This is a genomic window from Candidatus Moraniibacteriota bacterium, from assembly GCA_016699795.1.
Taxonomy (GTDB): domain Bacteria; phylum Patescibacteriota; class Minisyncoccia; order Moranbacterales.
The window spans coordinates 951695-973496 of record CP065011.1 but is presented as its reverse complement, the minus strand read 5'-3'; the positions used below and the strand labels follow the sequence as shown (position 1 = coordinate 973496).

The 21802-nt window shown below is 35.2% G+C and carries 18 protein-coding genes; 3 read left to right on the top strand and 15 right to left on the bottom strand.

From position 1 onward, the window contains the following. Positions 1–21: 21 nt before the first annotated feature. The 7 genes from IPN70_04540 to IPN70_04510 form a co-directional block, all read right to left on the bottom strand. Positions 22–561, bottom strand: coding sequence for a hypothetical protein (locus tag IPN70_04540; protein QQS61125.1), 540 nt, complete (start codon positions 559–561; stop codon positions 22–24). A 50-nt stretch (positions 562–611) separates the two neighbouring features. After that, positions 612–2372: an ABC transporter ATP-binding protein gene (locus tag IPN70_04535; protein QQS61124.1), complete on the bottom strand. Its 1761-nt coding sequence runs from the start codon at positions 2370–2372 to the stop codon at positions 612–614. A gap of 38 nt (positions 2373–2410) precedes the next feature. Continuing rightward, positions 2411–4114: a (2Fe-2S)-binding protein gene (locus tag IPN70_04530; protein QQS61123.1), complete on the bottom strand. Its 1704-nt coding sequence runs from the start codon at positions 4112–4114 to the stop codon at positions 2411–2413. Positions 4115–4122: 8 nt separating this feature from the next. Next, positions 4123–4674 carry a nucleoside monophosphate kinase gene (locus IPN70_04525; protein ID QQS61122.1) on the bottom strand — a complete coding sequence of 184 codons (552 nt, stop codon included), beginning with the start codon at positions 4672–4674 and terminating at the stop codon, positions 4123–4125. Then, positions 4671–5159, bottom strand: a complete 489-nt coding sequence (locus IPN70_04520; protein ID QQS61856.1) for a dihydrofolate reductase — start codon at positions 5157–5159, stop codon at positions 4671–4673. Before IPN70_04520 ends, IPN70_04525 begins: the two co-directional genes overlap by 4 nt. Before the next feature lie 17 nt (positions 5160–5176). Further along, positions 5177–6628, bottom strand: a complete 1452-nt coding sequence (locus IPN70_04515; protein QQS61121.1) for a glutamate--tRNA ligase — start codon at positions 6626–6628, stop codon at positions 5177–5179. 246 nt (positions 6629–6874) lie between these two features. Next, positions 6875–7564 (bottom strand): WecB/TagA/CpsF family glycosyltransferase, encoded by a 690-nt coding sequence (locus IPN70_04510; protein ID QQS61120.1) that lies wholly within the window; start codon positions 7562–7564, stop codon positions 6875–6877. A 142-nt stretch (positions 7565–7706) separates the two neighbouring features. On the opposite strand from IPN70_04510, the gene IPN70_04505 reads away from it, so the two are divergent. The 3 genes from IPN70_04505 (at position 7707) to IPN70_04495 (ending at position 11305) form a co-directional block, all read left to right on the top strand. Then, on the top strand, positions 7707–7955 hold the full coding sequence (locus IPN70_04505; protein QQS61119.1) for a carbon storage regulator: 249 nt from the start codon (positions 7707–7709) through the stop codon (positions 7953–7955). 294 nt (positions 7956–8249) lie between these two features. Beyond that, the gene (locus IPN70_04500; GenBank protein ID QQS61118.1) at positions 8250–10034 is read left to right on the top strand and encodes a hypothetical protein; all 1785 of its coding nucleotides are present in this window, start codon (positions 8250–8252) and stop codon (positions 10032–10034) included. An 11-nt stretch (positions 10035–10045) separates the two neighbouring features. Then, positions 10046–11305 carry a glutaredoxin gene (locus tag IPN70_04495; GenBank protein ID QQS61117.1) on the top strand — a complete coding sequence of 420 codons (1260 nt, stop codon included), beginning with the start codon at positions 10046–10048 and terminating at the stop codon, positions 11303–11305. Between the two features lie 10 nt (positions 11306–11315). Here the strand turns inward: IPN70_04495 and IPN70_04490 are convergent, their stop codons facing one another. From IPN70_04490 to recJ, 8 genes are all read right to left on the bottom strand, one after another. Further along, the gene (locus IPN70_04490; GenBank protein ID QQS61116.1) at positions 11316–12098 is read right to left on the bottom strand and encodes a hypothetical protein; all 783 of its coding nucleotides are present in this window, start codon (positions 12096–12098) and stop codon (positions 11316–11318) included. Beyond that, positions 12095–14725, bottom strand: a complete 2631-nt coding sequence (gene clpB / locus IPN70_04485) for an ATP-dependent chaperone ClpB (protein QQS61115.1) — start codon at positions 14723–14725, stop codon at positions 12095–12097. The genes IPN70_04490 and clpB overlap by 4 nt, the downstream gene beginning before the upstream one ends. 236 nt (positions 14726–14961) lie before the next feature. After that, positions 14962–16215 carry an ABC transporter permease gene (locus tag IPN70_04480; protein ID QQS61114.1) on the bottom strand — a complete coding sequence of 418 codons (1254 nt, stop codon included), beginning with the start codon at positions 16213–16215 and terminating at the stop codon, positions 14962–14964. A 9-nt stretch (positions 16216–16224) separates the two neighbouring features. Next, complete coding sequence (locus IPN70_04475; GenBank protein ID QQS61113.1) at positions 16225–17472, bottom strand: ABC transporter permease; 1248 nt, start codon at positions 17470–17472, stop codon at positions 16225–16227. Positions 17473–17638: 166 nt separating this feature from the next. Next, positions 17639–18433 carry an ABC transporter ATP-binding protein gene (locus tag IPN70_04470; GenBank protein ID QQS61112.1) on the bottom strand — a complete coding sequence of 265 codons (795 nt, stop codon included), beginning with the start codon at positions 18431–18433 and terminating at the stop codon, positions 17639–17641. Positions 18434–18454: 21 nt separating this feature from the next. Further along, positions 18455–19480: an efflux RND transporter periplasmic adaptor subunit gene (locus IPN70_04465; GenBank protein ID QQS61111.1), complete on the bottom strand. Its 1026-nt coding sequence runs from the start codon at positions 19478–19480 to the stop codon at positions 18455–18457. A gap of 8 nt (positions 19481–19488) precedes the next feature. Continuing rightward, positions 19489–19923, bottom strand: coding sequence for a ribonuclease HI family protein (locus IPN70_04460; protein ID QQS61110.1), 435 nt, complete (start codon positions 19921–19923; stop codon positions 19489–19491). 52 nt (positions 19924–19975) lie between these two features. Next, on the bottom strand, positions 19976–21715 hold the full coding sequence (gene recJ / locus IPN70_04455; GenBank protein ID QQS61109.1) for a single-stranded-DNA-specific exonuclease RecJ: 1740 nt from the start codon (positions 21713–21715) through the stop codon (positions 19976–19978). Positions 21716–21802 lie beyond the last annotated feature (87 nt).

Below are 21802 nucleotides of genomic sequence, written 5' to 3'. Positions count from 1 at the left end.
TTGTGTAGAGGGTGATTTTTGTTATACACCTTTATCTGGACTAACTTCATTTCTAGCTAAAAAGAGAATGATTCCGTAAGCAAGCATCCCGCCAAAAAGTGCTGTAAGAAGTTGTGGCCAGCTCATCATAACCATAACACTCGTAGATATTGTTTTTTGTGAAATGATATCAAAAATCCAATGACTCATAAGAAATAAAAATGAAAACTTCCCTACACTCGCAAGAATCATTCCCAACCAATAATTCTTTTTTCGAAAAAAATCAAAAACAAAAATAAGGAGAATATTACTGATCATTATATACGGAATCATAGGTGCTAACGCTACAGGAAGCGTTCCCATAGAAAAAGCAATTACACTTGGAAGAAAAGCCAAAATAACCGCTGCACGAACTCCCAAAATAACCGTCGCCACAAAAAGCATAGCATTTACCATAATGCCCGAAAATACTTGCTGTTGAAAAAACGGTGCCATCAAAGTAATACCAAAAACAAATGCAAATTGTGTTACATTACTCCAAGCTTGAACTTTTTCTAAAGCTAACACATTTTCTTTTATCATAGAGAGTATTGTTATTTTTATTCTTTTCTAAAATAGAATGATCTTACTTTTTATTCCTTAATAAAACCTCCCGCTTGCTGATTCCAAAATGTCGAATATATTCCATTATGATTTAAAAGGTCTTTATGACTCCCCTCTTCTACAATCATACCATTTTCCATTACAACAATGCGATCCATTTTCTGAATAGTACTCAAACGATGAGCGATTACAAGTGTTGTTCTGTTTTTCATAAGTTCATCAAGTCCTTCTTGAATATATTTTTCACTCATACTATCAAGAGAACTTGTCGCTTCATCCAAAATAAGGACGGGTGCGTTTTTGAGCATAGCACGAGCAATTGCCACTCGTTGCCGTTCTCCCCCCGAAAGCTTCACACCTCGCTCTCCTACCAAAGTTTCATATCCCTTAGGAAGCTTTTCGATAAAATCATGAGCATGAGCACGTTTTGCTGCTTTGATAATTTCTTCATTTGTAGCCTTCATTTTTCCATAAGCAATGTTTTCCTTGAGTGAGCGATGGAATAATAAGGGTTCCTGAGGAACATAAGAAATATGTTGACGAAGATCATCTTGAGAAATATGAGCAATGTTTTGACCATCAATCTCAATACTTCCCTCTGTAATATCCACAAAACGAAGAAGCATTTTTGTGATGGTTGTTTTTCCTGCGCCACTATGCCCTACGATACCCACTTTTTCTCCAGGGGCTATGTGTAAAGAAAATTTTTCAAATACTTTTTGCTCTTTATTTTCATAAGAAAAAGAAATTTCTTTACACTCAATACGTCCCTCTCGTATGTGACATTTTTCTGGATATTGTGGATCTTTTACTGAAGGTTCTTGTTCAAAAATTTCCACCATTTCCTTCGCATCTGAAAGAGATTTTTCAATATCCATAAGAGCTCTCCCAAAAGACCAAACAGCATCAAACGTTCCGAAAATATACATTTGCACTAATACAATAGTTCCCACTGAAATTTGACCTTGACTCCACAAAATTGCCACGAAATACATGGCACCAAATTCCAAAAGTATAAATAATATTCCCTGAAGCCCAATTTGAAGGTTTCGCATAATCCACGCTTTTCGACGTGCCTTCTCCCAAAGCCTCGTAATCTTTTGAAATGATCGGTGTTCCTTCTCTTTCGAACCAAATATTTTTATTGTTACAGCATTCGTAATAGTATCAGCTTGACGACCCGTTACTTGCGAATCCATATTTGCTTCTGCCAAATCATACGGTATTTTTTTTCGAGCAAAATATAAGGAGATCCCCAAAAAGACAATGATCCATACTACATACATCCAAGCGATTACGGGGACATTCCAAAAAAGAACTCCGATCGCTCCAATTAATTGAATCGATCGATTCACCACATGCCACAAAACATTGTTAAAAATACTTGAAAAAGCCCATACAAAACGTTTTGATTTTGTCACCAACGAACCTGAGAAATTATCAATGAAAAAAGTATATGAATGATTATGAAGTCGTCTAAAGGTATCATCTGCTAATTCTTTTAAAATGTTACTTTCAAAAAATATAGCGAAATAATCACCAAGACGATAACAAATATTATATACAATAATAAGTCCTCCTAGCATCCATACCCAAAAAAACATTTTTTGGATTGTTTCTTCATTTATATTTCCCTGCGATACAGTGTCAATAATTTCTTTGTAGATGAGCGGTGAAATTGTTTGTGCCACTAAACCTGCCACATTATACAAAATCAAAAGAGCCACTCCTGATTTGGAGTATTTTTTTGCTTGTATCCAATAATATTTCAAAATTGTTCGAAGGGACATACTAAATAAGACAAAACGAACTATCTTTTCCTAAAAAATTATCCTTCATCTTTCAAGATATGTTTTCTTGGTGAAAATTTTGTATGCAGTATTTTTTTGCGAATATCCTCAGAAAGAAAAAATTCATCATACGTTTTTTTCACATCTTCATTTTCATGAGCACAACGAATTTTTTTCAGTTCATCAATAGTATAGAGTCCTCGCGCTCTTTCAAGGATAGTTTCTTTCGTCATTGGTGTTGGTTGCCCTCCTCCACCGACACAACCCCCAGGACAAGCCATTACCTCCACTGCATCATAACGAGAAGGATCAGTTTTAAGCTCTTCAAGTATACTTTTGGCATTTTTTATACCGTTAATAACACATATTTTGACTGTTTTTTCTCCTATGGTTATTTCTTTCTTTTTTATACCATCAAGACCTCGAAGTTCTTTGACTGCATCAAGAGGAAGATTCTCACCAGTCATTTTGAAGTATGCCGTTCGAAGAGCTGATTCAAACACTCCACCACTCGAACCATAAATAACTCCAGCACCACTTGGATCTCCAAAAGGATTTTCCGTAGATTCTTCTTCTATAGTTTTGAGATCAACATTATTTTTCTTGAGAAGCCGTGCCATTTCTCTCGTAGTGAGAACCATGTCAACAGGATTTCGTCCGTCAATCTTAAGTTCTTCACGCATTATTTCAAATTTCTTGGAAACGCAAGGCATAACAGAAACAACGAAAATATCATTTGGATCCTTATCCATTTTCTTTGCCCAGTATTCTTTAAGAATTCCCCCCAACATAATCTGAGGAGATCTTGATGTACAAAGATTCGGAACAAATTCTGGATAATAGTATTCCACAAATCGAACCCATGACGGACAGCATGATGTCATAGCAGGAAGCCTTTCTCCACTCATTAACCTTTCGGATAATTCCAAAGCCTCTTCTGTTGTAGTGAAATCAGCACCGGATGCTGTATCAAAAACATAGGAAAAACCAACTTTCTTAAGTCCGGCAACGAGTTGTCCCGTAGCAATCGCTCCGGGCTCCATTCCAAATTCTTCCCCAATAGCTGTTCGAATAGAAGGAGCAAATTGCACAACGACCGTCTTTTTTTTCTCTCCTATGAGCTGTTCTAATTCTTTCAATTCTCCAAATTCACCAAGGCCATCAATTGCTCCTACAGGACAATGAAGAATACATTGACCACAATTAATACATTCTTTTTCTTCTTCCGGAGATACCGCCGTAACACCTGAATCCGTTAGTTTTAAATAGTCAACTGGACAGACGTTCACACAGTGCCCACAATCAATACATTTAGATTGATCAAAAATAATAGTATCTTCTTGAAAAATGCTATCATTTTCATGATTTCCTATAACAGGCCTCACGCTTAACTTCCTAGAAAGATCCAACAATTGACATCGTCCCATCAAAAGACAATCTCCACATTTCATAGCATGTTTTTCAAAAATTCTTTCGAGATTTTTCTTCCTGAGAGTATCTAATCGATCAGATTCTGTTGTGATAACCATACCCTCTTCGACAGGAGTCATGCACGCATATCTTCGTGTTTGTTCATTTCCTATTTCTACTACACACATTCCACAATGACCCTCCGTTTCAGCATCTGGATGATAGCAAAGCGTCGGAATTTCTATTTGATTTTCTTTGGCGACTTCAAGGATAGTTTTTCCCGCTTCAACTGAATATTCTTTTTTGTCTAACGTAATAGTAATATTGTTCATATCATTTTTTACTTTTTTATTTTTTCCATTATAGCATCTATTTGATCATAAAGCTTTCCGAGATCTCCATCGTTTTTGACCACATAATCTGCAATCGAATGTAATTGTTGCACCTGGCTTTCTGCTTCAAATTCTTGTTCTTTAAGAAAATCCTGAAATGTTTTTGTTTCATCTCCTATATTTTCAGCTCTTTTTACCAATCGATCATAACGAAGCTGAGTTTCTACATCAATATAAATAAAAACGAAAGAAGGATTCTTGCGTAAATGCTCGATATCCGTTTCTCTTCGTATTCCATCTACCACAACATCAGTTTTTGCATCATTAGCATCTTTGGCAATAATTCGAGAAAGAATATCTTGCCCAAATGTCTCTCGTATTATTTTGGACGTAAGTGAGACAGTTTCACGAGTTTGTTCAATATGAAGACGAATAAGAATATCTCGGAAAACATCCGACATTCGAAACTTCGAAAATCCATATTTATCCACCAAATAATGAGCGACTGTTCCTTTTCCAGCGCCCATAGCTCCTGATAAACCTATAATTTTATGATTCATATATTTTTTTCAAACACTACAAAACGATACGAATAATTCTCATCTTTACCATCATAAGAACTTTTTATTTTGGAAAATATTTTTTCATATTCTGGAAAAAAGATATCTGCCTCAGGAAACACATCCTCTATAAGAGTCAAATAGAGTCTATCTGATTGTTCGAGAAAAATCGAATATATACTAGCACCCCCAATGATAAATATCTCTCCGTTTTTTTCTTCTTTTCTGGCAAGGCGCAATGCTTCTTCGGGACTTCTCGAAACAATAACCCCGTCTGGAGAAAAATCTTTGTCATGGGTAAGTACAATATTCATTCTTTTGGGAAGAGGAAATCCAATCGCTTCAAATGTTTTCTGTCCCATAATAACAACATGATTTCGTGTCATATCCTGAAAATATTTCATATCCTCAGGAATATCCCAAGGAAGAAGATGTCCCCTTCCTAATTCACGATTTTTCCCTATCGCAGCAATCATAGAAAGAATCGTCGTACGTTTATCATTCATAGTTTTTCTTTTGCTCTTTTAAGACGTTGAAGCGTTTCCTCTTTTCCTATTACCCAAGCAACCTCATGTGGTGGCGGTGATTGTTTTTCTCCGGTAAGTGCTATTCGAAGAGGCCAAAAAAATTCTCCTCGTTTTTCCTTCTCACATTGATCCATAAGTCCCGCCTGAAGAAACTCCATGGTCCATTGATCTTCATTTATTGTTTCCAAATAAGAAATCGCCGTCTGTATATTGTTAGAAATAATACTATCTTCCATATCTTTCCATCGAAGAAGTTCCTTGTCCATATCAAAATTTTGAAAGAAAAAAAGACTCTTTTCTCCGACTTGAGAAAGTGTGAAAAGTCTTTCTTGCTCAACACGCAAAACTCTACAAAGAAATTCGTCAGAAAAATCATCTTCCTCAAGAGTATGTTTTTTAAAAAATACTTTCCAATATTTGCGAGTTTTTTCCAAGAGTTCTTCTCTGGAAAGCTTTTTAATATAATGAGCATTCATCCAGTCCAATCGTTTACAATCAAATACCGCCCCAGCTTTATTTATATGAGCAATATCAAATCGTTTCTCCAATTCTTCGAGAGAAAAAAATTCTTGAGTGCTTCCACTTCCAGGATTCCAACCCAGAAGAGCAACATAATTTATTAATGCTTCGGGAAGATATCCTTTTTGGGCATAGTCCTCGACACTTACATCTCCCTGTCTTTTGGAAAGTTTTGATCTATCAGGATTAAGAAGAAGTGGAAGGTGAGCAAACTCTGGAATCTCCCAACCAAAAGCCTTATAAAGAAGAATATGTTTAGGAGTACTTGAAAGCCATTCCTCTCCACGAATAACATGTGTCACTCCCATTTCATGATCATCTACAATATTAGCAAGATGATAAGTTGGAAATCCATCAGATTTGAGAATAATCTGATCATCAAGAAGTTCAGTTTCAATGGAAACCTTTCCTCGAACTAAATCTCGAAACTCAATTCTTCGTTCATCTTGAGGAATAAAAAATCTTACTACAAAAGTATCCCCTCGTTTCAATCGATCTGCAATTTCTTCAGAAGAAAGATTCAAACAATGACGATCATATTTTGGAGCCATTTTATATTTTTTTTGATCCTCTCTCATTTCTAAAAGTCTTTCTTGAGAACAAAAACAATGATATGCCTTCTTTTTTTCCAAAAGCTCATCAATATATTTTTTATAGAGAGGTAAACGTTCAGATTGACGAATATCTTCTTTATTTTCCCAATGAATATTCGCCCATGAAAGAGAATCTTTCAATTTTTCTTCCGCACCTTCCACATATCGAGTACGATCAGTGTCTTCTATTCTCAAAAAAAACATGCCTCCCGTATGTTTAGCATAAAGATAAGAATAGAGAGCCGTTCTCAAACCGCCTATATGAAGATATCCTGTAGGAGAAGGAGCGAAACGAGTAATTACTGTTTTTTCCATATAAAAAATATTACAAAAACCTCTTTTTTTAAAATTAAAAGATATTTCTAGTATCCTTGAAAATGATTCAAAAATCAAGCTCTAAAGGGACTGTTGCCGATCTCCTTTCGTATATGAAATTTTCAAATTTTTTTGTGAAAATTGTAGAAATTTGTAAGGAATATCTGGATATTCTGTCAAATTTCTATCGAATTTGCAACTAAAATTTGAATATTGTAATAGAAAATGGAGATTGGCAACAGTCCCCTAAAACAATCTTTTAAAAAATCGAAAAATCCTTCGGGGATCTCGAGAAAATCTCCAAAACCACTCCAATCCCATTTGACACATCCAAAAAGGTGCTCGTTTTTGCTTCTCTGTCCAATAGTCGAATGTTCCACCAACTCCTATAAGAATACCTTTTTTGTATTTTTCTTGTAATTTTTCCAGAAAATATTCTTGTTCTGGAATTCCAAAATTGCAAAAAACAATATCAGGATTTTTTTTCTGTATATCTTTTATACCAAAGTCCCATTCTTTATTTCTATGAGAAAATGTGTATCCCAAAATAGATATTGAGGGATAGTTTTTCTGTATAAAAGAAGAAATTTCCTCTATTGAGCTTAGTCCTGATTTCCAAACAGCAACATATATTTTTACATTTCCTTTTTTCTCTGAACAATCAAGAATTTCTCTACAAAGATCAACACCGGAAATTCTCGGTATATTTTTTATTCCTCTAAAAAAAAGTAATGCCTTAAGACCAATGCCATCACACACAAAAGAATCGGATGTAAAAACCGCTTTTTGAAACTTTTCATTTTTTCTCATCTCCAAAAAATATTCTGTATTTAAAGTAGCTATGCGGAAGGGTCTTTCCTTTTGGATAGAAAGAAATATTTTTTTGACAAAGTTACTCTGAGAAATTCTATTCAACCGAAGCTCTATTTTTTCCATACTCTTTTTCTATGCCCCCCCTAGAAGAATTAAAAAATTTATACATCCAATAGCACGCTAAAACTTGACAAATTTGATAAAAATAGTACTTTTATAAAGCTCTCGTTAAGTACTTCATATAAAGATAGGAGGTTACCCAGCCATGTTCATTCTAGCACGATTTCCCGGGGAAAGTATCACTATCGGGGACGCAATCGTTCTTCACGTTCTCAAAGTAAAAGAGAATGGGAGTATAGAGCTAGGTATTAAAGCCCCGAAAGAAATGCTGATAGATCAGCATAAAAGAAATAACGGTGTTGGTAATGCTAATCCCTCTCTAGAACAAAGCCCCCCCAATAAAGGCTTCTTGAGACGAGGAGCTCGGTTCATTGATTGGGATTCTTCCCATTAATCAAAAATAAAAAAATAGCGTAATGAAAAAAGTTAATTCCTCCTCACTCTTTATCAAAGAGATTATATGGGAGATTTCCCTTTTTTATTCCTATTCGTTTTATTTTTGTTCGTGTATAACGAAAAAAAAATTTTTGTAGCCATGGACGGCTCCCCCATCTTTAAACGCTTATAAAGCGTTTTTTTATTTCTCTTCCCTGCTAATCTTCAAAAAAACAAACGGTCTCAATAACTTTTCCCCTTAAAAATAAAACTACTCTTCATTTTTTGATTCGTCTTTGTTATACTGTGAAATATGAACACTTCAATATTTTATCGTGTTTTTCTTTTTTGGATTTTTTGGATCCTTTTAGCAACTCTTTTGGGTTGGATAGGGTTTTTTCACGCTCGTATTTTTTGGATTTTTCTTTCTATTACCATCTGTTACTTTGCGTGGGAATCTAGCTGGAAACATTTTCACCCCTCTAAAAAAATAAAAAATGAGAAAGATACTTCCAAAGAAATATTTTTTTTCATTGGGGTAATCATTTTTATTCTTACGAATACATTTATTTTTTTTCAACCCCAGACACTTTTTACAGGAAGAGATCAGGGCTCTATTGCTCAAGCATCTTATTTTTTGGCGGAAAAACACTCTTTTCATTTTAAAACTAAGGAATCTTCTTCATTTTTCGAAGCCTATGGAGAAGGTCAAGCTCTTCATTTCCCAGGTTTTTATTATGATTCTGATGGAAATCTTACCACTCAATTTCCTCATCCTACTATAGCGTGGTACGCATCTCTTCTTGCTATTGGAATACCATCACCCTTTCATATTATGGTGGGGAATGCGATTACACTTTTTCTCTTTTTTCTTTCTTTCTACTTTATACTTTCACATTTTTTTAAGAAGAAAATAGTATATATCTTTAGTTCACTTCTTCTCTTTTCATTTCCTATTTGGTGGTTTTCTCGTTTTTCTCTTACGGAAAATGTTATGATGGCAAGTCTTTGGATAACACTTTTCTTTTTTCTTCGATTTCTAGAATCTCCCGATACAAAAAAATATCTCTTCTTTTTATCTTCTTGTTTTCTTCTTCTTATTGTGCGTGTTGAAGGGCCTATTTTTGTCGCCCTTATGGGTATATCCTTTTTTCTTTTTTCAAATACACGCACATTTCTTAAGAGAAAGTTTTTTCAAAGGATACTTATCCCTTTATTCCTCATCTCTTCATTTTTTCTTGTTGCTGTTTTTGCAAATATCCCCTTTTTCACCATAGTCGCCAAAGCTATTTTAGAAACACTTGGCCTTCGTCAACCCAATGATCTTACTCTCATAAATATTGCAAATATCTCAATTTTCAATCTTTGGAAGTTACTTTTTCTCTATGGGGTGGGCGTTCTTATTTTTTCTGGAATTCTTGGTGCAATCTTTCTTTTCAAAAAGAAACTTTTTCTTACACTCCCCCATATAGTCACCATTCTTTTTGTTCTTTCGCCTGGACTTATCTATCTTTTTGTTCCTTTTATTTCTCCAGACCATCCTTGGATGTTTCGAAGATTTACCTTTGCTACTATTGGTTTTTTTATACTTATTTTGGCCTATATTAGCCATCTTCTTATAGAAAAAAAGATTTTTTATTCCAAAAAGAAACCATTTTTATTTTGTGTCACTCTTCTTTTTTTAACACAAGCAATTCCCTTTCTTTTCTTTTTTACTCTCAAACAAGATGAAAGCCTTCTTGAACAAGTAAAACTCTTTGGTCAAAATTTTGAAAAAGAAGACCTTATCCTTATTGATAAATCAGCGAGTGGTAATGGTTTTGTAATGTTTCCAGGCGTTCTTACTTCAATGGGCCTTTCTTCTGCTTATTTCTTTAATTCTGAAGACTTCTCCAAAGTTAATTTTTCTCAATTTAAAAGAGTTTTTCTTCTTGTTCGTGAAGACTCTCTCAAACAGTATGGTAATATCCCCGAAGAAGACGGACAAAAAGTTATTTTTAACGATTACAGATTAGCTTCACCAGAAAATACAACTTCTTTCTCTTTTCCCACTTTTTCCTCCTATACGGCGGAAGATAGACTTTTGATTATTCCTTAAAAATTGCATGTATGGTATTTTCCTATAAAAAAATTTCTTTTATTTTTGTTCTTACGTTTTCTTTCTTGTTCACAAATGCATCACCAACCCTCTATGCTCAAAATATAAACGCCACTTCTTCGGAACATTTTATTGTGTATGTTTTTGCCAGAGAAGACTGTAGACATTGTTTGCAAGAAAAAGAATTTCTCAATACTTTAAAAAATCGTTATGATTTTCTTGAAATACATTATCTTGATATCTACACAGAACCCTACGCTTCACAATGGAAAAGTATAGCTCAATTGGAGAAACTTCCCTTGGCCACACCCATCACATTAGTTGGTGACACCGTCCTTTCTGGATTTGAAACAGCAGAAACCACAGGCAAAAAAATAGAAGATCTTATTCTTACGTATTCTAAAGAAAAACAAATAACTCCAGAAAAATTTATAGAACAGGGTGGGAGTGGAAAAAACGAGATTTCTCAAGGAGCTACTTGTTTAGAAAATTCTGAAACAGGTGTATGTGCCATGCCTTCTCAAGAACTTATCATTTCCCTTCCCTTTTTCGGAGCTACTGATCTAAGTTCTTACCCGGTACCATTTTTGTCTCTTATACTGGGCTTTGTAGATGGATTCAACCCATGTGCCATGTGGGTCCTTGTTACCTTTCTTCTCTTTCTTTCTCAATCATCTTCTCGGAAACAGATTTTTTCTCTTGTTGGTATTTTCCTTTTTTCTCAAGCAATTATTTACTTTTTTATCCTCAATCTTTGGCTTACTACTTGGAATTTTGTTAAGCTCGATACAATAATCACTCCTCTTATAGGTATCGTTGCTATTGGTGGAGGAGTTTTCTTTCTTTATGAATGGCTTATAAAAAAAGGTGTTTGTTCCGTAACAGCCGCATCAAAAAGAGAAAAAATTATCAAACAAATAAAATCTATTATATCTTCACCTTTCAATCTTTCTACTATCCTAGCTGTTGTATTTCTTTCATTTAGTATCACTATAATTGAATTTGCTTGTTCAATAGGTATTCCTCAAACATTTACCAAAATTATTGAAATGAACGGGGCTGGATTCGCTTTCCAACAATCTATGGTTGGATTGTATATATTTACTTATATGCTCGATGATCTTTTTGTTTTTGCTATAGCGCTCAAAGGTATAGAGAAAATTCATCTCACTTCAAAATATTCCACGCTCTCCAATCTTATCGGAGGAGTCCTTATGCTCATTCTTGGATTTCTTCTTCTTTTTGCTCCAAATCTTCTTCAATTTGGATAAACATCCTTTATTATTCCAAAACAATAGTCCAAGGAGAACTTGCTAATACAATTCCCACAAGAACCAAAAAGAATATTGTATTCATAAGAAATCGTTGTTTTCGAAGTGTTCCCTCCATATGGGTTTGGAGTAAATCCCAAAGACAAAAAAATGTTACCAGTAACACAGCAGAAATAGTCAAATATCCGAATGGCCAAAAATGTACAAACCATGCGAATTGAAAGAAAAGAAATCCCATAACAAAGCTATAAGCAAAAGCATCCTTTGGCATCGTGGGTCTCGTAAGAAGAAAAGAATGAAGACTCACAAAAAAAGATGCCCCTCCAAATAAAAATGCCAAAAGCCACTGCGGAATACTATAATTAATATGAACAGCACAAAAGAATCCAAAAAAGAGAAAAAGGGTTAGAAAATGCATAGCAAATAAAACTCCCTGGGAAGAAAGTTTTTTCTCACTCAAAGCAAGTTGTCTATAAGAATACGAAGCGAAAAAAATAAATAAAGATGATCCGAAAATCATTATTTGTTGGAAAAAATTTGAACTTACAAAAAAGAGAACTCCGCAAGAACCTATCGAATACAAAATAGCGATAAATGCCCAGAGAAAATCTCTTTTTGATTGTGAAAATTTAATGGCTAGGAAAAAGAATTGCACGACAAGAAGACCTGCACTTACGTAAAGATATTTCCAACCCAAAAAAAGAGCTTCCATGGAAGAAAAAAGCAAGAAAGCAACCAGGAAGGAAGCAAGAATGTCATGTCGTTGATCTCGTATTAACTTTAAAATATTCATTCTTTATTTTTATTTTGTTTAAAGATAATTTCTTCCTCTAATGAAATATCTACTGTTATAGAATCTCCGTCTTTGATTTTTCCTTCTATAATATGAAGCGCCAAGGGATCTAAAATATCATGTTGAATAACCCGTTTAAGTGGACGGGCTCCATATATAGGATCAAAGCCTTTTCTCGTAAGATATTTTTCAGCAGATTCCGTCAAAGAAATATGAATTGCTCGTTTTTCTAAACGACGAGAAACTCTCTGTATCTGTAATTGTACAATCTTCTCAAGCATTTTTTCATTTACCGGATGAAAAATAATAGTCTCATCAATTCTATTCAAAAATTCTGGTTTAAATCTTTCTCGAAGTTTTTCTAAAACTTTTTCTCGCATCTCAGATTCGTTGAGAGATTCTTTTCCTTTTTCTGTTTGGAACCCAAGATTATGCATCTTATAAATAACATCAGAGCCCACATTTGAAGTCATAATGACAACGGTATTCTTGAAATTTACAACTCTTCCTTTACCGTCTGTAAGTCTTCCGTCATCCAAAATTTGAAGAAGAACATTAAATACATCAGTATGAGCTTTTTCTATTTCATCGAGAAGAATAACACTATAAGGACGACGTCGAATAATTTCGGTAAGTTGTCCCCCTTCATCATAACCGACATATCCTGGAGGAGAGCCTATCATTTTTGCTGTAGAATGAGACTCCATATATTCACTCATATCAAGACGAATAAGAGATTTTTCATCATTGAACAAAAGTTCAGAAAGAGCCTTTGCTAATTCGGTCTTTCCCACTCCAGTTGGTCCAAGAAAAAGAAAAGATCCTATAGGATGATCTTCTTCAGAGATTCCTGCTCGAGAACGTCGAATAGCATTTGAAACAGCAATGATAGCTTCTTCTTGTCCCACTACTCTTTTTTTGAGATCAGACTCCATATCTGCTAATTTTTCCAGCTCTCCTTGTAGCATTTTAGAAATAGGAATTCTCGTCCAACGAGCAACTACTTTGGCAATATCTTCCTCAGAAACTTCTTCTTTAAGTATGGGATTGTCCTTTTGCATAGAAGTAAGCTTTTCCTCTTCTTCTATAATTTTCTTTTCTAAATCAGGAATCTTTCCATATCGAATTTCTGCTACTCGGGCGAGATCACCAGATCGTTCAAGAAGATCAGCCTCCCCTCTCAATATATCAATTTGTTTTTTATGTTCTCGAAGCCCCAAAATTAATTCCTTTTCTTTCTTCCACTGAATGGTGAGTGTTTTTGATTTTTCTTTTATTTCTGCTAATTCTTTTTTAATACTCGAAAGTCTTTTTTTATTCACAGCCCCATTTTCTTGTTTCAAAGCTTCTCTTTCTATTTCTAATTGGCGAATAACTCTTTCCAAAGCATCAATTTCAGAAGGCATTGAATCAATTTCCATTCGTAATGTAGAAGCCGCCTCATCAATAAGATCAATAGCCTTATCAGGAAGGAAACGATCACTAATATATCTCTTAGAAAGATTTACTGCACTTACAATAGCCGTGTCTGTTATTTTTACTCCATGATGAAGTTCATACTTTTCTTTAATTCCACGAAGTATGGCTATAGCATCTTCAACGCTTGGCTCTGATACAAAAACTGGTTGAAATCGTCGTTCCAAAGCGCCGTCCTTTTCAATATATTTCTGGTATTCTTTTAGTGTTGTCGCTCCTATAGTGCGGAGCCTTCCGCGTGCCAAAGCCGGCTTGAGCATATTGGAAGCATCCATAGCCCCTTCCGTAGCGCCTGCTCCCACAAGAGTATGGAGTTCATCAATAAATAAAACATATCTTCCATCAGAATCTTCAATTTCTTTAAGAACCGCCTTAAGGCGCTCTTCGAATTCTCCCCGAAATTTTGCCCCTGCAAGAAGTGCTCCCAAATCCAAAGAAACTAACTCTTTTTCTTTTAACGTCTCTGGGACATCTCCATGTATAATTCTTAACGCAAGCCCTTCTGCAATAGCAGTTTTTCCTGTTCCTGCTTCTCCTATAAGTACAGGATTATTTTTCGTTCTTCTGGAAAGAACTTGCATAACACGTCTGATCTCCTCATTTCTCCCTATCACAGGATCAAGCTTTTGATCTCTAGCAAGTTGAGTAAGATTTTGAGAATATTTTTCTAAAGCTTGATATTTTCCTTCTGGGTTGGGCGAGTCTGCCCGATGAGATCCTCGAACCTTAGAAAGAGCTTCCAAAACTTTAGAATATTCTACTCCGTACTGCAAAAAAATACGAGAAACAATGCTTTTAACTGATAAAATAGCCAAAAATATATGCTCCGTAGAAATAAAATCGTCTTTCATTCCTTCCATTTCTTTTTTAGCTTGCTCTAAAATACGAGCAGCATCACTCGTTACAATAATTTGAGAAGAGGGAGAAGGAACAGTAGGAAGTTTTTCTATTTCTGAAAGAATTTCCCCTTGAATTTTAATTCTATCAACCCTAAGAGCATCCAAAAGAGTTGTCACAACAGAACCTTCTTGAAGGAGCATGGCATACGCTATGTGAAAAGTATCAATTTGTTGTTGAGAACGAGAAATAGCCGCTTCCTGAGCATTTCTCAAAAGTTCTTGGGATTTCTCCGTAAATCGTTCGATATTCATAATGATGAGATATTACCATTCTAGAATGTAATACAATCTTTCTTTCCTTAATATATCCCGCCTTTCTTCACTCGTAAAGAGATACTTATTTATCTTAATTTTTTCCTGTAATTTTCAAACTTTTATCATGTATTGATGAAAATTTTATACGTATGTTTGGTATTTTTTATAAATTTCTTTAAAAAATTGACTGACTTTGTGATGAAAGAAAAAATGAACAAATATTTTTGTATTTTTCATCCTCGCATAGCCTCGGTCGGAGGAATTTGAGATGCTCGCCACGCCGGATACAAACCAAAAAGTATTCCCGCAAAAACAGAAAAACTAATACTTACAAAAATAGAATTCATAGTTACGCCAAAAGCAACATCAATATCAAAATATCCAAGCACTCCAATAATAACCCACACCAAACCAACGCCGAGAGCCAAGCCTATACAAGCACCAAAAAGTGCTATAACCACAGCTTCCACAAGAAATTGCCAAAGAATATCTCCGGACCTCGCACCCACTGCTTTTCTTAAACCTATCTCGGAAATACGTTCTTCCATAGCAACGAACATTACATTCATAATTCCTACACCTCCCACAATAAGAGAAATCGAGGCAAGAGCAAGAAGTAAAATAGATATAGCTCCAAAAACTTCCTCTACCAATTCTTGTCCTTCCGTAATAGACACCGCTTCAAAATCATCATTTTTTGCATCATAAATATTATGACGTTTTCGAAGAAGTGCACGAACGTCCTCGGCTGTTTTTTTTACGATACTATTATCTTTCACCTTTACAGTAAGAGAACTTACATAATCAACACCCAAAATTTTCTTTTGCAGTGTCTGAATAGGCATATACAGCATATCATCAAAAGATAAGAATCCGGCACCTCCCCTTTCTTTGAGAACGCCGATAACTCTGTAACCCTTTCCATTTATTTCAATTTTTTCACCCACAGCATTTCGATTCCCAAAAAGTTTTTCTTTCAGGCCACTTCCCAAAACAGCTACTTGTCCCAATGAACGATCTTCTTCTTCAGAATAAAATCGTCCTTCAGAAATAACGATATTTTCATCCACAATAATCATATCAGGGCTTGTCCCAAAGATCATAGAACTACTCCTCTCGCGACTATATCGAATTTGTCCTTGTCCAAAAGAACCTCCGGAAAATGTTTCTATATTATCAAGCTTTTGTATAGCTTCTCCATCTTCAAGATTAAGCGTTGTTATTCGTGTCAAAGCGTTTACAATACTCGTAGAGCTTCGATCTTGACTTGTTGTCCCTGAAGGAACTCGTGGTTCTACTTGAATTAAATCTGTTCCAAAAACACCAAGTTGTCCTAAAATAAATTGTTTTACACTCTCTCCAGCGCTCATAACCATAATAATGGCAGCTATCGATAAAACGATACCAATAAGCGTAATAAAAGTTCTTGTCGCGTTCTGCGAAAGATTTTTTAAAGCCATTCGAATTGATTGTATAAACGCTCTCATAAAATATTTTTATTCGTATCGGAGTGCTTCTGTAGGAGAAATTTTCACTGCTTTTTTTGCTGGATATAAACCAAAAATAATTCCTATAGCCAAAGCGATAACAAAAGCTATTCCCACAGATTCAAATGTCAATATAAAAGGCCAATTATAGCCAAGATTTTGTACAATGATAGCCACTACATATGTTACAAAAATACCCACAATCACTCCTATCACGGTGCCTACAAGAGAAATACCAATTGCTTCTACAAGAAATTGGGCAAATATATCACTATTAAGAGCTCCTAGAGCTTTCCTTAAGCCAATATCTCGAATTCGCTGTTTGAGAGAAATAAGAAGAATATTCATAATTCCCACACCTCCAACCAAAAGAGCAACACTCGCAACACCTACAAGAAAAATCTTTAGTGCGTCGGTAACTTTTTTCAAAAGATCAAGCGCTGTTCCCGCGCCTCGAACTGAAAAATCGTTCGCCTCACCAAATTCGAGATGATGTCTATCTCGAAGAAGTCTTTCGACATGTAATTTTGTTATATCGATATTTTTTTCATCATTCACTTTCATTCTGGCATACGTAAGATAGTCCACACCCAGCATAAGTTTTTGAGAAGTTGAAAGTGGAATAAATATTTCTGTGTCAGGATTAGAAAAAGCTACCGAACCTCGTTCTTTTAGAACACCAATGACACGAAAAGAAAAATTTCCTAACATAATCTGCTTCCCTACAGGATCAATATCCCCAAATAGATCACGTGCCCGAGTAAACCCTAATACTACAACGCGAGAAAGAGATGCTTCTTCGTCAAGGGTAAAATATCTTCCTCGCTCTATCTTCGCATTTTCTACATTAATATATTCAGCAGATGTTCCGTTAAAATTCACATTAAAACTTTCATTCTTGTACTGAGCAATAGTACTTCCATTGGCATATCCTGCCACAGAAACAGCATATGGAACATTTTCTTTTTTCTTCATAGCTTCCACATCCTCATTGGTGAGGGTTGTTATAGCAACACCAAAAGCTATGGCGGGAGGACCATCTTCTTCAGATTCACCAGGAAGAATAATAACAAGATCAGATCCCACATTTCTCACTTGGTCAAGAATAAGAGATTGTGCGCTTGAACCCACACTCATAACAATCATAACAGCAGAGATGCCAATAACAATTCCTAATACAGTCAAAAATGTCCGCAATTTTGCAGCCATCATATTTGACCAGGCAAGTTTCCATGTGAGTAGTAGTCTTCGTATCATATATTCTCGGCTTCAGAAAAACATTTACTATTCTAAATATATTGAGAAACTTTCTTAGTTCTTGTTTTGAGGTATGCATTTCACACTTTCGCTCAATAAGATTATTTTTTCTTTCGACGAAAATATAACCAATTTCTCACATCGTTTCAAAAATAAAAACGTATATTTATTTTAATTTACTTTCATACCGAGCATCTCTCCATTCTAAAAGAGTTTCATCTGATTCAATTTTTCCATCAAGAATACGAATAATTCTTTTAGCATGCTCAGCTGTATAGGTTTCATGCGTTACTAAAACAATAGTATGACCAGCATCGTTGAGCTGCTGAAGAATTTGCATCACCTGAAGACCTGATTTGGAATCAAGATTTCCCGTGGGCTCGTCAGCAAAAATAATTTCAGGATTATTTACAAGCGCACGAGCAATAGCTACTCGTTGCTTCTCTCCTCCAGAAAGCTGATTCGAACGATATGTCATACGATGATCCATTCCTACTGAAAGTAAAGCTTTCTTGACTTTTTCAGCATGGCATTGCTTCGTTGATCCCGTAAAAAATCGTTTTATTCGATTCATTGTTTTTATTTCTCTGTCACAACTTTTTTCTTCTTCATCATAAATATCATACAGCAAAGGAAGTTCGACATTTTCAAAAACACTTGTTCGAGGTAATAAATTAAAAGATTGAAAAACAAAACCTATATTTTGATTTCTTAAATAAGCCACCTCATTTTCAGTAAGTTCTTTCACATTTTTGTCATAAAAAGTATAAAGACCCCCCGTTGGAACCTCTAATAAGCCCAATATATGCATAAGGGTAGACTTTCCCGATCCTGATGGTCCCATAATAGAAACAAATTCCCCCTTTCCTATAGAAAGCGAAATTCCTCGAAGAACATCGGTTTTTACACCTTCACTCTCATAAGATTTAACGAGAGAATCACAAACAATAAGGGGTACCATAAAATTTTTCTCAAAAAAATATCAAAGGCTTTTTCTCGGTCGAACAACAACAATATCGCCTTCTTCTAAACCAGAAAGAATTTCAATATTTCCCTCATCATCACTCAATCCTATACGAATATCCTTCTCAATAATAGAACCGTCTGGAGCAAAAATTTCTACGAAAACACGATTTTCTGTTTCATATACCGATCGAAAAGGTAAGAAAAGTGCTTGCTGACTTTCTGCTACACGAACCTCAATATCAGTACTCATTCCAGACATTAAGCGAGTATCTTGTTCTTTCAAATCAAAATGAACCGTATAATAAACTACACCCTGAATTATTTTGGCCTCTGGTTCAATCTCCCGAACAACAACGCCTTGTTTTTCACGCACATCTAAAGAATCAAATTTTGCAGTTCCTTCCTGGCCTACTGCAAGCTGTACAATATCAGATTCCGAAATATCAGCTATAATACGAAAATCTTTTCCCGAAGTAATTCGCACTGAGGAAGATCCTACTCCCGTAAATTCTCCAACTTTCAAATCAAATTTTGTTACAATTCCCTCCATAGGAGATCGTAAGTAAATTTTTTTAAGTTGAGCAGCTGCAATCGATGCATTTTGTCTGGCTTGCTGAGATCTTAATTTTATGACTTCTCGTTCTTCTGGTTTTAATTCATCCCACTTTCTTCCCGCTGTTAATTCTCTCGTTCGAGCAAGACGCTCGTCAGTTTCAGCGATTCTCGCTGCTGTTTCAGCTTGAGAAAGTGAAGCATAATATTGCGCCCCCTCAAGGCGTGCTAATATCTGCCCTTCTTTTACCGTATCTCCGATTTTAACAGAAACGCTTTCCACCTGGCCACTTATTTCAAAAGAGGTATCAGCATAAGAAACAGGCTCCACAGCTCCCGTAAGGTCAATAATTTCCGTTATAGTTGTCCTTCCTACTGTCACGGTTTCGTATTCAGGAACTTTTTCTTGATTACTCGCCCACCACCAATAGCCACCTCCTCCAAGAAAAACCAAGAACCAAAACCATTTGGACATCAATATCTTTTTCATATGTATTTTTACAAAAATAATGTCTGTTTATTTCTTTCATCTAAAGCTTTATTAGCAAGAGCATCCGCAATAGTATTCTTTTCTCGAAATATATGCGTAAATCTTACTTCAGAAAAATCCAACATAAGATTCCATATTTCCAGAAAATGTTTTCGTGTAGTTTCGTGTAATATTTTATATTTATGATTAAGTTGTTTCACTACTAATTCACTATCTAATAAACATTCTACTGCTATTTTTTTTGCTTTTTCTTTCCCTATAAGAGCTTTTATTTTCTTAAGACCAAAAATAAGCGCTTGGTATTCTGCATCATTATTTGTGGTTTCCCCTATATATTCGCCATAATCCTTTTCTAAAGTTTCAATATGAACGCCAATAGACGCTGGTCCTGGATTTCCACGAGAAGCCCCGTCAGTGTACATATATATTTTTTGGTATTCCATATTCTCTTAGTATACTCCTTGCTAAAAACAAGAGCAAACCGATATTTTTATTTCAATATTTCGTATCATCTTGATTTGATCGACGAATGTCCTCTATGGTTATTTGTACTGAAATTTTCCCATTCCATTCATTTTCTCGAAGCCTTCCTACAAGATGAATTTTTTCTCCCACAGAAATATCCGAAAATTTCTCGCCAAGAGAAAATCCTATAGCATCAATTATTTGCCAAGAAGCCTCCCCTTCTAAACGAATCTTTAATTTAAGGTGTTGATTGCTATTTCCCAAAAATCGAACATCAGAAATAAGAACATCTCGAATAAAAAATATTGGCTCAGGATTCCCTTCTCCAAAAGGTGAAAATTGATGTAAATATTTTAAAAATTCCAAAGTTATATGCTGAGAAAATATTTCAGCATCTATAAGCCTTTCTTCATATTTTTCTCCTTTTCCTAATTCTTTCGTAACCACAAATTCAAAATGATCTGAAAAAACTTTAAAATTTTCCTTTTTCACAGTAAGTCCTGCAGCTTGAGCATGACCTCCATATTTTTCCAAAAAATGCGAACATTCTTCCAATACCGTCATAAGATTCACCCCTTGAGAGCTCCGAAGAGAACCTTGATATACATCTTCATCTTCCTTTTCTGCAAGTACTATTGTGGGTTTTGAGAATTCTTCGGCTATTTTCCCAGCGATCAAACCCACAATACCCAAAGGATATTCTTTATCTGCAACAACAATAGTATTCCTCTTTTCAAATTCATTCTTAGCTCTTTGACGCACATCTTTAACAATTCTATCACTCAATTTTTTCCTTTGGGTATTATGATTTTCCAATTCTTGTGCTAAAGAATAAGCTCTTTCTTTATTAGTTTCCACTAAAAGATCATGAGCAAGACGTGCATGAGCCATGCGTCCAGCAGCGTTAATCCTTGGTGCAATCTGAAAAGCTATCATCATAGCATCAGGATGTTTAGAATCATTTATAGGTATTCTTCCTGCAGTGTACAACTCACGAAGTCCAACTCGACGAGTTTTAGCAAGAACAACAGAACCGTATCGAACAAAAATTCTATTTTCATCAATAATCGGCATACAGTCAGCGACAGTCCCTATAGCCACAATATCAAGAAGCCATTTCAATTGATCCTCCTTTTCTGGAGCAAGTTTTTGATAAAGTCCCTGCGCCACTTTAAAGGCCGTTCCTGCTCCGCAAAGTCCATTAAAAGGATATCCACAATGAGGAATTTTTGGATTAATTATAGCCAAAGCATCTGGCATAATTTCTGGAACATGATGATGGTCCACAACAATACAATCTAATCCTTTTTTCTTAGCAAAAGCGATTTCATCTTTATTGGTAATACCACAATCAACGGTAAAAAAAAGTTTTATTCCCGCTTCTTCAAAAACTTGTATTCCTTCATAACTTAAACCATGTCCTTCTTTGTGTTTATCTGGAATATGAACAACTATTTCCAAGCCTAGACCTTCCAATGCTTCACGAAGAACAGCGCTTCCCGTTACGCCATCCGCATCATAGTCACCAAACACTCCTATTTTTTCTTTTTTCTTTATGGCCTTTTCTATTCTTCTTACAATAGATGCGAGATCGGGAAATAAAAAAGGATCATGAAGATGTTTTTCATAATCAGGAGTCAAAAAATCATTTGCCTTTTGTATCGAGTCTATTCCTCTTGCTAAAAGGAGATGTGCTAATAACTCATCAAGATTAAGTTCTTTGGCAAAAATCTGTGCTTGTCTGTGGAACGGTTGTATTTCCCATATCATAGATGCCCAGTATACCACATTCTAAAAAATATTTTATAACTACTCAAACACATTCCCACAACAATCTATCTTTCGAAGTCTCTTTTT